The sequence below is a fragment of the Chitinophaga tropicalis genome (assembly GCF_009758205.1).
Classification (GTDB): Bacteria; Bacteroidota; Bacteroidia; order Chitinophagales; family Chitinophagaceae; genus Chitinophaga; species Chitinophaga tropicalis.
Genome location: NZ_WRXN01000002.1, coordinates 471,664 through 483,481 on the forward strand (window position 1 = coordinate 471,664; position 11,818 = coordinate 483,481).

The 11,818-nt window shown below is 48.0% G+C and carries 12 protein-coding genes; all 12 read left to right on the forward strand.

Annotated elements, in window-relative coordinates:
- Positions 1 to 1,092 (forward strand): DinB family protein, encoded by a 1,092-nt coding sequence (locus tag GO493_RS07595; protein ID WP_157305536.1) that lies wholly within the window; start codon positions 1 to 3, stop codon positions 1,090 to 1,092.
- A 320-nt stretch (positions 1,093 to 1,412) separates the two neighbouring features.
- Complete coding sequence (locus GO493_RS07600; RefSeq protein ID WP_157305537.1) at positions 1,413 to 1,844, forward strand: CBS domain-containing protein; 432 nt, start codon at positions 1,413 to 1,415, stop codon at positions 1,842 to 1,844.
- 178 nt (positions 1,845 to 2,022) lie between these two features.
- The gene (locus GO493_RS07605; RefSeq protein WP_157305538.1) at positions 2,023 to 2,460 is read left to right on the forward strand and encodes an NADH-quinone oxidoreductase subunit A; all 438 of its coding nucleotides are present in this window, start codon (positions 2,023 to 2,025) and stop codon (positions 2,458 to 2,460) included.
- A complete protein-coding gene (locus tag GO493_RS07610; protein WP_198315609.1) occupies positions 2,441 to 3,091 on the forward strand; it encodes an NADH-quinone oxidoreductase subunit B in 651 nt (216 codons plus the stop codon). Before GO493_RS07605 ends, GO493_RS07610 begins: the two co-directional genes overlap by 20 nt.
- 12 nt (positions 3,092 to 3,103) lie before the next feature.
- Complete coding sequence (gene nuoC, locus GO493_RS07615; protein ID WP_157305539.1) at positions 3,104 to 4,843, forward strand: NADH-quinone oxidoreductase subunit C/D; 1,740 nt, start codon at positions 3,104 to 3,106, stop codon at positions 4,841 to 4,843.
- Between the two features lie 102 nt (positions 4,844 to 4,945).
- Positions 4,946 to 5,410: an NADH-quinone oxidoreductase subunit NuoE gene (nuoE, locus tag GO493_RS07620; protein WP_157305540.1), complete on the forward strand. Its 465-nt coding sequence runs from the start codon at positions 4,946 to 4,948 to the stop codon at positions 5,408 to 5,410.
- Positions 5,403 to 6,689, forward strand: coding sequence for an NADH-quinone oxidoreductase subunit NuoF (gene nuoF / locus GO493_RS07625; RefSeq protein WP_232538784.1), 1,287 nt, complete (start codon positions 5,403 to 5,405; stop codon positions 6,687 to 6,689). Before nuoE ends, nuoF begins: the two co-directional genes overlap by 8 nt.
- Before the next feature lie 70 nt (positions 6,690 to 6,759).
- Positions 6,760 to 9,468: an NADH-quinone oxidoreductase subunit NuoG gene (gene nuoG, locus GO493_RS07630; RefSeq protein ID WP_157305541.1), complete on the forward strand. Its 2,709-nt coding sequence runs from the start codon at positions 6,760 to 6,762 to the stop codon at positions 9,466 to 9,468.
- Positions 9,469 to 9,473: 5 nt separating this feature from the next.
- The gene (nuoH, locus tag GO493_RS07635; RefSeq protein WP_232538785.1) at positions 9,474 to 10,421 is read left to right on the forward strand and encodes an NADH-quinone oxidoreductase subunit NuoH; all 948 of its coding nucleotides are present in this window, start codon (positions 9,474 to 9,476) and stop codon (positions 10,419 to 10,421) included.
- A gap of 25 nt (positions 10,422 to 10,446) precedes the next feature.
- A complete protein-coding gene (gene nuoI / locus GO493_RS07640; protein WP_157305543.1) occupies positions 10,447 to 10,962 on the forward strand; it encodes an NADH-quinone oxidoreductase subunit NuoI in 516 nt (171 codons plus the stop codon).
- A gap of 12 nt (positions 10,963 to 10,974) precedes the next feature.
- Positions 10,975 to 11,502: an NADH-quinone oxidoreductase subunit J gene (gene nuoJ / locus GO493_RS07645; protein ID WP_157305544.1), complete on the forward strand. Its 528-nt coding sequence runs from the start codon at positions 10,975 to 10,977 to the stop codon at positions 11,500 to 11,502.
- Positions 11,503 to 11,507: 5 nt separating this feature from the next.
- Positions 11,508 to 11,816 carry an NADH-quinone oxidoreductase subunit NuoK gene (gene nuoK / locus GO493_RS07650; protein ID WP_157305545.1) on the forward strand — a complete coding sequence of 103 codons (309 nt, stop codon included), beginning with the start codon at positions 11,508 to 11,510 and terminating at the stop codon, positions 11,814 to 11,816.
- Positions 11,817 to 11,818: the final 2 nt, after the last annotated feature.

Consider the following 11,818-nt stretch of genomic DNA (forward strand, 5'->3'; position numbering starts at 1 on the left):
ATGAAAATTGTAAAGAAAATCTTCATTGTACTGGGCATCCTCATTGCCATTCTATTGTTAGTAGCATTATTTGTAAAGAAAGACTATGCCGTTGAAAGGGAAATCGTGATCAACAAACCCAAACAGGAGGTTTTTGATTATGTAAAGTATCTGAAAAACCAGGATAACTACAGTAAATGGGCCATGATGGACCCTACTATGAAAAAATCCTACAGGGGTACAGATGGTACCGTAGGATTTGTATCCCGCTGGGAGGGTAACAAAGAGGTTGGTGTTGGAGAGCAGGAGATCAAAAAAATAGCAGAGGGAGAGCGTATAGATTATGAGCTCCGTTTTTATAAGCCGTTTGAGGCAACTGAACCTGCTTATATGATCACTGAAGCAGCGGGCGACAACCAGACTAAAGTGAAATGGGGCTTTAACGGACATATGAATTATCCTATGAACCTGATGCTGCTTTGCATGAATATGGAAGAAATGATCGGCAATGATCTGCAAACCGGGCTGGGTAAGCTGAAAACTGTATTGGAAAGTCAGCCGGCAACAGCCAGTGCTGATGGCAGCAGGGAGTTCTTACTGCAATATTATAATCAAACAGCAGAAAACCTGAAGAATGCTGTTGCCGGTTTAAATGAGGCACAGCTGAAGTTCAGCCCCGCAAAGGACAAATGGTCTATAGCTCAATGCCTGGAGCATATTGTGGCAGCGGAAAAGCTGCTTTTTACCATGGGACAGAAAGAGATGGAAAAACCTGCACAACCTGCTCTGAAATCAGAAATCAAAGCCTCAGATGCAGATCTGATCAAAAATATCACCGATCGTACAGAAAAATTCAAAGCTCCTAAAGAGTTGCAGCCTTCCGGAAAATATACCAGCGCAGAAATTGCTCTTGCTGATTTTACTGCAGGCAGACAACCTGTCCTGGATTATATCAAGAGTGCCGATCTGAATAATCTTCGTGATCATATCAGCGACTTTCCTACGGGTAAAGTAGATGGATATCAGAGTTTACTGCTGATTGCGGCACATAGTGCAAGGCATACCAGACAGATAGAAGAAGTAAAGTCTAATCCTGGCTTCCCTAAAGAATAAGCTTACCTCATCATTCAATATGGAAAATTGCCCAAAAAGACGGCCCCGCGGAAGGCAGGGCCGTCTTTTTGAAGGTGTAGGTCAACCCGCCAGAGGCGGGTTGATTAAAAGCTTTTTACTTTGGAGATAGCGTTTTTTTATAAGAGAAGGGACTTCTGACTGCGAGAAAGGTATTTTTTTGACAGCCTTTTTTGACGAGGGGATTAAGCCAGCAGCAGGCAAAAGAGATCGGATCCCGGTACTACCGTCAACGGCATAATTTTTTTTTATTTAAAAAAAGCCTAACTTAATGGTATAGTTACTTCCTTAAATATTTTGTTATGGATACTGTTAGAAATATCCTGCAAATAAAAGGAAACATGGTTTACACGATCTGCATCACCTGCTCCGTGTACGAAGCACTGGAAGTACTCGAAGAAAAGAATTTAGGCGCACTTGTAGTAGTGGACGAAAGTGGAAAATTGATAGGCATATTCACTGAACGGGATTACGCACGCAAAGTTATCCTGAAAGGACGTTCCTCTAAAGAGACTCTTGTCAGAGACATCATGACCGACAGCCCGGTATTTGTCACACCTGATACAGAAGTTGAATACTGCATGCAATTGATGACGAATAAGTTCATCCGCCATCTCCCCGTTATTGAAAATGATCAGCTGACCGGCCTCATCTCCATCGGTGACATTGTGAAACATGTCATCAGCAACAAAGACTTCATCATTCAGAACCTCGAACATTACATCATTAGCTAGAGCACGTTACGTAAGACTGTACGACGACGTTACAACCATCTTTCTTTTTTAGCAAAGAACGGAATACGGTAGTGTATCAGTTTGAATTTTTCTCTCGGAAATAGTTTGTCCGTTTTACAATGGGGCAGACTGAAGCACAATCCGTATTGTATTCATTTACGGGAAAAAATTTTACGTTATGGGAAATGGAATTCCAGATGTTCCCTTATGGCCTTTGCTGCTCTATACAGGCCTTGTGGTGATATTACTCGCCGCTATCCTTATCTTATCTTATATACTGGGGCAGCATCACAATGACCGCGCTACCAGTAAACCTTATGAGGGCGGTATAGAGCAGACCGGATCCGCACGACTTCAATTCCCCGTACAATTCTACCTCGTAGCCATGTTATTCGTCATTTTTGATGTCGAAGCCGTTTTCATTATGCTCTGGGCACTGGGTTTCTATGACCTGGGATGGGCAGGCTATCTCGGCGCTGCATTCTTTATCGGGCAACTGGTGGTTGTACTGATCTATGAATGGGGCATTGGCGCATTAAACATCGGGGCAGACGCCAAAAAAATATTAAAAGCCTTAAAACTAAAACAACAGCAAAATGAAATGGTGGCTAAGTAAAGCAGGCGATCAGTCCGGTCATATTTCCGGGAACGGGAATGGGAACGGTACTATGGAAGAAGCTGTCAGCAGAAGTATTATGCTGACAACCGTACAGGACCTTCTGGGCTGGGGCCGTAAAAATTCCATGTGGCCATTCCATTTCGGATTGAGCTGTTGTTTTGTAGAGATGGCTACCAGCATTACCAGTAAATACGATGTAGCCAGGTTTGGCGCTGAAGTGATACGTGGTACGCCACGTGAAGCAGATGTGATGGTCATTGCAGGAACCGTTTTCGTTAAAATGGTACCTATCATCAAAAGGCTTCATGAACAGATGATGGAACCCCGGTGGGTCATTTCTATGGGAAGCTGCGCCAACAGCGGTGGTATGTATGATATCTACAGTGTGGTACAGGGCGTGGATAAATTCCTGCCGGTAGATGTGTACGTGCCTGGTTGTCCGCCTAGGCCGGACGCCTTTATGCAGGGCCTTATGTTACTTGCCGATGCTGTTGGAAAAGAAGCGCGGCCATTGAGCTGGACCATCGGAGAACAGGGCGTTATAAAACCACATATGCTTTCTATGAAAGAAGGCAGACGCGAAGAACGAACCAAGATGACCTCTTTCAGAGGGATCGATGAAATATAAACTGGTAAAGATATGCAGTATGCAGATCATATTTCTTCAGACCTGATTGAACGCTTTGGCCCGGACGTATTCCGGCATCAGGTTACCGCCGACGGGGTGCTTACCCTCTGGACCGGCAAGGAAAATATTGTCCCGGTAGTCCAGTACCTGAAATCAAATCATTATCCGTTACTGTACGATCTATGTGGAATAGACGAACGGGACCGGGCCGGAAAAGAGACCTTCACCCTTGCAGACTTCACCGTAGTTTACCATCTCTTCTCCTTCAGACATAATAACTTCATCCGGCTTAAAGTAGCACTATCCGGCGATTACCCATCCCTTCCTTCCATCACATCTATCTTCCAAAATGCTAACTGGTACGAACGCGAAGTGTATGATATGTTCGGTATCCGTTTTGAAGGTCATCCTCACTTACAGCGTTTACTGATGCCCCTCACCTGGGAAGGACATCCCCTCCGTAAAGAACATCCGGCCAGAGCCACTGAAATGGGCCCTTTTCACCTGTATGATGAGAAGCAGGACCTGGAACAGGAAATGCTGCGCTTCAAACCGGAAGAGTGGGGACTGCAATCGCAGGGCGAGGATACAGATTTTATGTTCCTGAATATTGGTCCGCAGCACCCTGGCACACACGGCGTACTACGCATTATTCTGCAGCTGGAAGGAGAGGAGATCGTTGACGCCGTACCGGAAATCGGCTTCCATCACCGCGGAGCGGAGAAAATGGGGGAACGTCAGAGCTGGCATACCTATATTCCTTATACAGACCGTGTAGATTACCTGGGTGGTGTAATGAACAACCTGGCTTACCTGCTGGCAGTAGAAGAAATGGCAGGTATAAAAGTACCCGAAAGAGTGAAAGTGATACGGGTTATGCTGTGCGAGTTGTTCCGCATAAACAGCCATCTGGTATGGTTCGGCACGTTTGCACAGGACCTGGGTCAATTATCTCCCGTGTTCTACATGTTCACCGAAAGGGAAAAGATATTTGATATCATTGAAGCTGTTTGCGGAGACCGTATGCACCCCAACTGGTTCCGTATCGGCGGTGTGGCACAGGACCTTCCCAAAGGATGGGACAGGCTGGTACGTGAGTTTGTAACCCATTTCCCCAAACATCTGAAGGAGTATAACGATATGGTGCTCCGCAACAGTCTTATTAAGGCACGAACCAGGGGCATAGGCGTGTACACACTGGAGGAAGCCATTGAATGGGGAGTGACAGGGCCTGGGCTCAGGGCCTGTGGTTTTGAGTGGGACTTCCGTAAGAAACGGCCTTATTCAGGCTATGAAATGTTTGATTTTGATATTCCTATTGCGCAGAACGGCGACTGTTATGACCGCTCACTCGTGAGAGTGGAGGAGATGCGGCAAAGCCTGCGCATTATAGAACAGTGTCTAAATAATATGCCGGAGGGAAATTATAAGGCAGATCATCCTCTCACTACGCCTCCTATTAAAAAGCATACCATGCAGGACATAGAAACGCTCATCAACCATTTTCTTAACGTAAGCTGGGGGCCTGTTATTCCACCAGGAGAAGCTATGAGCTGCATAGAGGCTACAAAAGGAGCTAACAGTTATTACCTGGTCAGCGATGGTAATACATCGTCTTACCGTACGCGGATACGCACTCCGTCATTTGCGCATATGCAGATGGTGCCGTATATCAGTAAAGGCTATACTGTGGCTGACCTTCTCTCTATATTAGGTAGTGTGGATTATGTGCTGGCAGATATAGACAGATAGATAGATAATAATGTAGAACACTTATGTAAACAGTAAAGAAAAATAGCAGCAACGCGAATGATTTTGCGGACATAGATAGACAGATAGTAAAACAAAACGCTTATGCTTTCAGTAACAGAAAAACAGGCCATAGATCATGAAATAGCACTTGTGCCTTATAAAAAGGCAAGTGTGATAGAGGCGTTGAAGATTGTGCAGCAGCACCGTGGGTGGATCAGCGATGAAAGTGTTGAGGAAATAGCAGCTTACCTGGAGATCAGTCCGGCGGAAGTAGACAGTGTAGCCACTTTCTACAATCTCATTTTTCGTAAGCCTGTAGGCCGGCATGTTATCCTGCTGTGCGACAGTATTTCCTGCTATGTAATGGGATACCCCCGTCTGCATAAGCTGCTGGAAGATAAGCTGCATATACGTATGGGAGGAACAACTGCCGATAACCGCTTTACGTTGCTGCCTAACGTTTGCCTGGGTTGCTGTGATCATGCGCCGGCCCTGATGATAGATAAAGACCTTTACAGGGATGTGGAACCCGCATTGCTGGACGATATCTTAAAAAAATATGAGTAATACCATGGAACGCCCGCTTACCAGGAATATTCACCCGGACCGGCCGGCCCTGAATCTCAAAGAATACGAGATGACAGGCGGATATACCGCTCTGCGCAAAGTATGCAGCGGTATGACGCCTGCTGCACTTCAGAAGCTGGTGCAGGACAGTAACCTGAAAGGGAGAGGAGGTGCAGGTTTCAATACCGGTATAAAATGGAGCCTTATACCTATGGGAGAGGAGGCTGCTTCTCCAAAATACCTGATATGTAATGCAGATGAAATGGAGCCCGGCACATTTAAGGACAGACTATTGCTGGAAGGCAATCCGCATCAGCTGATTGAGGGAATGATCCTGGCTGCTTATGCCATACAGGCAAATATCTCTTACGTATTCTTACGCTGGGCTTATCATAAAGCGGCAGATCTGATACGGAAAAGCATACAGGAGGCATACGATGCCGGTTACCTGGGCAAAGATATACTGGGCAGCGGATTTCACCTGGACATGCACCTGCACACAGGTGTGGGGCGTTACATGTGCGGAGAGGAAACTGCTTTGCTGAATGCCCTGGAAGGGAAACGCGCCACTCCGCGGGCCAAGCCCCCGTTTCCACAGATCAGCGGACTGTTTGGTAAACCTACGATTGTCAATAATGTAGAGACCCTTTGTTGTGTGCCACATATCGTCAATAACGGCATAGAGTGGTTCAAGGGGCTGAGCTATAGTGAGGATGGCGGTACAAAACTGTATGGTGTAAGTGGAAAGGTGAAGAGGCCCGGTGTATGGGAGCTTCCTATGGGTGTTACTATGCGGGAGCTGATAGAGGAGCATGCGGGAGGAATGAAAGATGGCGTTGAGCTGAAGGGTGTGTTGCCCGGCGGTGCATCGACAGACTTTCTTACCACGCAGCACCTGGACATCAAAATGGATTATAAATCTGTTGCTGCCGCCGGCAGCCGGTTGGGAACGGGAACGATGATAGTGATGGATAGCGGCACCTGTCCCGTTGGTTTTGTACATAACCTTCAACACTTCTTTGCACAGGAGAGCTGCGGCTGGTGTACTCCCTGCCGTGAGGGCCTGCCCTGGGTAGAGAAGCTGCTGCTCTCTCTCGAAAAAGGCGAGGGTAAGAAAGAAGATATTGAGCTGCTGGATATGCATACGCAGCTACTTGGGCCGGGCAGTACGTTCTGTGCGCTGGCGCCTGGAGCTATGGAGCCATTGCAAAGCGCATTAAAATATTTCAGGGATGATTTCGAAAAGCATATTGAACATAAAAAATGTCCGTATGACTAATAAAGACCGGCTTAGATTTTTGTCTGCCTGCCTGTGGCAGACAGACTGAGCGTATAAACTACTATTTACCATGCCTACAATTTATATAGATAATAAAGCTTTCGAAGTAAAAGCAGGTAAGAACCTGCTGGAGGCCTGTCTGAGCCTGGGCCTTGATCTTCCGTACTTCTGCTGGCATCCTGCCATGGGAAGTGTGGGGGCTTGCCGCCAGTGTGCGGTAAAGGTGTTCAAAGATGAAGAGGATACCCGTGGACGGATAGTGATGAGTTGTATGGAAAGTGTGAAGGATGGCTTGCGGTTATCTGTCAATGATAAAACGGCTACTACTTTCAGGTCGCAGGTAATAGAATGGCTGATGACCAACCATCCGCATGACTGTCCCGTGTGTGATGAAGGCGGATGCTGCCATCTGCAGGACGTTACTGTTATGACGGGGCATAATTACCGTCGCTATGAATATAAAAAGCGTACCTATACCAACCAGTACCTGGGGCCTTTGGTTAACCATGAAATGAACCGTTGTATACAGTGTTACCGTTGTGTACGTTATTACAGGGATTATGCAGGAGGGAAAGACCTCAATGTATTCTCTGCTCATAACCATGTTTATTTCGGCCGGGAAAAGGACGGTGTATTACAAAGTCCGTTTAGCGGTAACCTGGTGGAGGTATGTCCTACAGGTGTATTTACAGATAAGACATTAAAGGAACATTATACCCGGAAGTGGGACCTTACCAATGCCCCGGCGGTTTGCCAGCATTGCAGCCTGGGATGTAATGTTATTGCCGGTGAAAGATATGGGCAGCTACGCAATATTGTAAACAGGTATAACAGTGAGGTGAATGGTTACTTTCTGTGTGATAAGGGGCGTTTCGGGTATGAATTTGTGAACAGTGAGAACCGGGTAACACAGCCTCTTATCCGCAAGCGGCAGTCTGAAGCCGTAAACCGTGCTACGCTGATGCAGCATATGAGCACATTGCTATCCGGTCATACGCTGATAGGCATTGGTTCTCCGAGAGCATCCCTTGAAAGCAACTATGCGTTGATGGACCTTGTAGGGAAGGAAAATTTCTACCAGGGCATACCTGACGATCTTGTATACATAGAGCAGAAGATAGTAGATATACTGTTGTCAGGCGCTATTCATACACCTTCATTAAAAGAAATTGAGCAGGCAGATGCAGTGCTTATACTAGGTGAAGATATCTGGAATACGGCCCCTGTAATGGCGCTGGCCGTCAGGCAGTCTGTTATGAAAACTGCCGCCACTCATACAACGGAGCAGGTAGCCATTCCCCTGTGGCATGATATGGCAGTCAGAGAGCTGGTACAGGATGCAAAAGGGTTCCTGGCCAATATGACCGTTACGGCATCTCCGCTCGATGAAATATCTGCTTCTACCATGCGGGCAGCTCCGGACGATCTGGCCCGCCTGGGATTTGCCATTGCTCATATACTCAATCCCTCACTGCCGGAGGTGCCTGATGCTACCGATGCTGTCAGGACCCAGGCTATGAATATCAGTAGGGCATTGCAACAAGCCAAACATCCTGTGATCATTACAGGGACTTCCTGCTGGAACAATGCCCTGGTCAGGGCAGCATTTGACATTGCAGCCGCGCTGGACCTGACTGAGAAGAGAGCCGGGCTGGCTTTTGTAATGCAGGACTGCAACAGCCTGGGGTTGGCTATGATGCGGTCGTCTTCTTTTGAGAAGGCGATCACCAGTGCAGAACGTTCATCCAATGTTACAGCCATTATACTGGAGAATGACCTATACCGTTCTGTCCCGGCCGGACAGGCAGATGCTTTCTTCAGCAGCTGTAAGAATGTTGTGGTGCTTGACACCTTGCATAACCGTACCACTGAAAGGGCTGATGTGCTGATCCCTGCGGCTACTTTTGCGGAGGCAGACGGCACTTTTGTCAATAATGAGGCCCGTGCCCAATGCAGCAGCCAGGTGTTCATGCCTGCCAACAGTGAGGTCAGGGAAAGCTTTAAATGGCTGTCAGAGATCCGGTCATTGAAGACGACTGCCGGCAACGGTCATGAGAAGCATCCGGACGAGATATTACAGGCCCTGGAAAGTAAATTCCCTCAATTCAAGGGTATTTCCAGGTCGGCCCCGCCACATGATTTCCGTTTTCATGGCGCCCGTATTCCGCGGGAATCGCACCGTTACAGTGGCCGTACTGCTATGCAGGCCAATATAGATGTGAGTGAGCCAAAGCCTTTGCAGGACGATGATTCACCGCTTTCGTATACCATGGAAGGATACAGGGGGCCAGCGCCTTCGCCGCTGATCCCTTTCTTCTGGGCGCCGGGGTGGAACTCAGGTCAGTCTGTGAACAAATTCCAGCTGGAGACCGGCGGTTCGCTGAAAGGTGGTGAACCCGGCGTACGATTGGCTGAGCAGACGGGAGTAACACCTGTTTTCTCCCGCGATATACCTGATGCTTTTACAGCCCGACAGGACAAGTGGCTGCTGCTGCCGCAGTATCACCTTTTCGGCTCAGGTGAGCTCAGCGTGTATACGGAAGGGATAGCGTCACAGTCGCCCGCCCCTTACATCTCCCTTTCAAGGCACGATGCAGAACGGGCAGGGTTGAAGGAGGGGGATATAGTTACTGTTAAATCTGATGGTAAAGCATATTCGCTTCCACTTTCAATACATGGATCATTACCTGACGGCATCATGCTGGTGCCTGCCGGGCTGAGAGGAATGGATAGCTGGAGTTGGGGAGGATGGGTAAACATCTCAACTGTAAAAGTATGACTGTTATGCAACACGTATGGATAGTACTGGGTGTACTCTTTGTGTTCCTGAATATAGCTGCAGGTCTTATCTGGGTGGAGCGCAGGCTGCTGGCCCTGTGGCAGGACCGGCTGGGACCTAACCGCGCGGGACCTCTCGGGCTTTTTATTGTGCTGGCGGATACGCTGAAGCTCTTCTTTAAAGAAGACTGGATACCACCTTTTGCAGATAAATGGGTGTTTATACTGGCGCCTACCGTAGTAGTGGCCAGTGTGTTGATGGGACTTGCCATCATACCTTTTGCGCCGGGTATTGTAGTGGCGGATCTGAATGTGGGGCTGATGTTCTTCCTGGCCATGTCATCGCTGGGCGTATACAGTATTGTGCTGGGAGGGTGGGCGTCCAACAATAAGTACTCACTGCTGGGCGCGTTACGTGGCGCTTCCCAGATGATAGCATACGAAGTGTTTATGGGTCTTTCACTGATGGGCGTGGTGATGCTGAGCAGGTCCTTTAACCTGACAGAGATAGTAGCTGCGCAGGAAAAGATCTGGTATGTTTTCTTACAGCCTGTTGGCTTTATCATATTCTTTATTGCAGGACTGGCTGAAACCCACCGGTTGCCGTTTGATATTCCTGAAGCGGAAAGTGAGCTGATAGCAGGCTTCCATGCAGAATATTCAGGGATGAAATTCGGGATGTTCTTCATCGGGGAGTACCTGGGTATTTCGCTGATATCTGCCATGACGGTGACACTGTTTTTTGGCGGATGGCTGGGGCCTGCGTTCCTTCCGCCGGTGGTGTGGTTCTTTCTGAAAACGTTCCTGTTTATTGGTCTTTTCATATTGCTGAGAGCATCGTTGCCACGTCCGCGATATGATCAGCTGATGGCATACGGCTGGAAGCTGTTGCTGCCACTGGTATTGGCTAACCTGCTGATAACCGGAGCAGTAGCCCTCTGGTTGAAATCTTAATGAGTATAACTTAAAATATATAACGATGATTAGTCACCTGCGTACAATGTGGTTGGTCTTTGTGCATCTCTTCCACAGGAAGGTCACTATCCAGTACCCGGAACAGAGAGTACCGTTGCCTCCGCGCTGGCGTGGGCGTATAGTGCTGACCAAAGATCCTGACGGGGGAGAGCGCTGTGTTGGATGTTATCTCTGTGCTGCTGCCTGTCCGGTGGACTGTATTGCTTTACAGGCTACTGAAAATGAAGAGGGGCGGAGATATCCTGAGTTCTTCCGCATTAATTTTTCCCGCTGCATTTTTTGCGGGTATTGTGAAGAAGCCTGTCCCACCTACGCTATACAGCTTATTCCCGATTTTGAGATGGCGGAATACAAACGCCAGGACCTTGTGTATGAAAAGGAAGACCTGCTGATAGACAGCCAGGGGAAATACCCCGGCTATAACTTTTATAATGTGGCGGGTCTTGATGCCGGAGTGAAAGAAAAAGGGAAGGGAGGAAATGAGGAAGAACCGGTAGACATAAAAAGCTTAATCCCCTGAAAATTCAAAGCGATGCCGATCCTTTTCTATATATCGTCTCTCGTTGCCATACTGGCTACTATCATGGTGATAACCCGGTATCATCCTATTCATGCTTTGCTGTATCTGATTGTTTCCTTTATGGCTATTGCCGTTACATTCCTTTCTATGGGCGCTCCGTTTGCTGCTGCGCTGGAGGTGATCATCTATGCAGGCGCTATTATGGTGCTCTTCATTTTTGTGGTCATGATGCTGAACCTGGGTAAGCAAACGGCACAGCAGGAAAAGGAATGGTTACAGCCCCGGGTGTGGCTCTGGCCTTCTGTGCTCACGCTGGTGTTGCTGGCTGAGATGATAGTACTATTGTTACGTCCGTCACCGACGGATATGCCAGCAGTGGCAGTCGATGCCCGGCAGATATCTTTATCACTTTACGGGGAATACATTATTGCGGTGGAGCTGGTGGGCTTTCTGCTGATGACGGGTATTGTCGGGGCCGCGCATATTGGTAAACAAAGGAAAAAGAGCCTGCACAGGTTCCTGCAAACAACAACAACATAAAACTGATGGCACCTATTCACGCACATACGGTATTAGTAGTTGCCGCTATCCTGTTTGTACTGGGACTGGCGGGTGTACTGACAAGGAAGAACATCCTGTTCATGCTGCTTTCTGTAGAAATCATGCTTAACTCTGCCGGGCTGGCTTTTGTGGCCGCCGGGGCAAGGTGGCAGCAACCGGACGGACAGATCATGTACCTGTTCATTCTTGCTATGGCCGCAGCAGAGGTGTCTGTGGCACTGGCGCTGGTAGTACAGATCCATCACCAGCGGAAATCACTTGATATTGATCAGCTCAAAGAATTAAAAGATTAAGT

Excerpts from the sequence above, each read along its gene's own strand:
- GO493_RS07595 (WP_157305536.1), top strand. The coding sequence starts at position 1 with ATGAAAATTGTAAAGAAAATCTTCATTGTACTGGGCATCCTCATTGCC.
- GO493_RS07600 (WP_157305537.1), top strand. The coding sequence starts at position 1,413 with ATGGATACTGTTAGAAATATCCTGCAAATAAAAGGAAACATGGTTTAC.
- GO493_RS07605 (WP_157305538.1), top strand. The coding sequence starts at position 2,023 with ATGGGAAATGGAATTCCAGATGTTCCCTTATGGCCTTTGCTGCTCTAT.
- GO493_RS07610 (WP_198315609.1), top strand. The coding sequence starts at position 2,441 with ATGAAATGGTGGCTAAGTAAAGCAGGCGATCAGTCCGGTCATATTTCC.
- nuoC (WP_157305539.1), top strand. The coding sequence starts at position 3,104 with ATGCAGTATGCAGATCATATTTCTTCAGACCTGATTGAACGCTTTGGC.
- nuoE (WP_157305540.1), top strand. The coding sequence starts at position 4,946 with ATGCTTTCAGTAACAGAAAAACAGGCCATAGATCATGAAATAGCACTT.
- nuoF (WP_232538784.1), top strand. The coding sequence starts at position 5,403 with ATGAGTAATACCATGGAACGCCCGCTTACCAGGAATATTCACCCGGAC.
- nuoG (WP_157305541.1), top strand. The coding sequence starts at position 6,760 with ATGCCTACAATTTATATAGATAATAAAGCTTTCGAAGTAAAAGCAGGT.
- nuoH (WP_232538785.1), top strand. The coding sequence starts at position 9,474 with ATGCAACACGTATGGATAGTACTGGGTGTACTCTTTGTGTTCCTGAAT.
- nuoI (WP_157305543.1), top strand. The coding sequence starts at position 10,447 with ATGATTAGTCACCTGCGTACAATGTGGTTGGTCTTTGTGCATCTCTTC.
- nuoJ (WP_157305544.1), top strand. The coding sequence starts at position 10,975 with ATGCCGATCCTTTTCTATATATCGTCTCTCGTTGCCATACTGGCTACT.
- nuoK (WP_157305545.1), top strand. The coding sequence starts at position 11,508 with ATGGCACCTATTCACGCACATACGGTATTAGTAGTTGCCGCTATCCTG.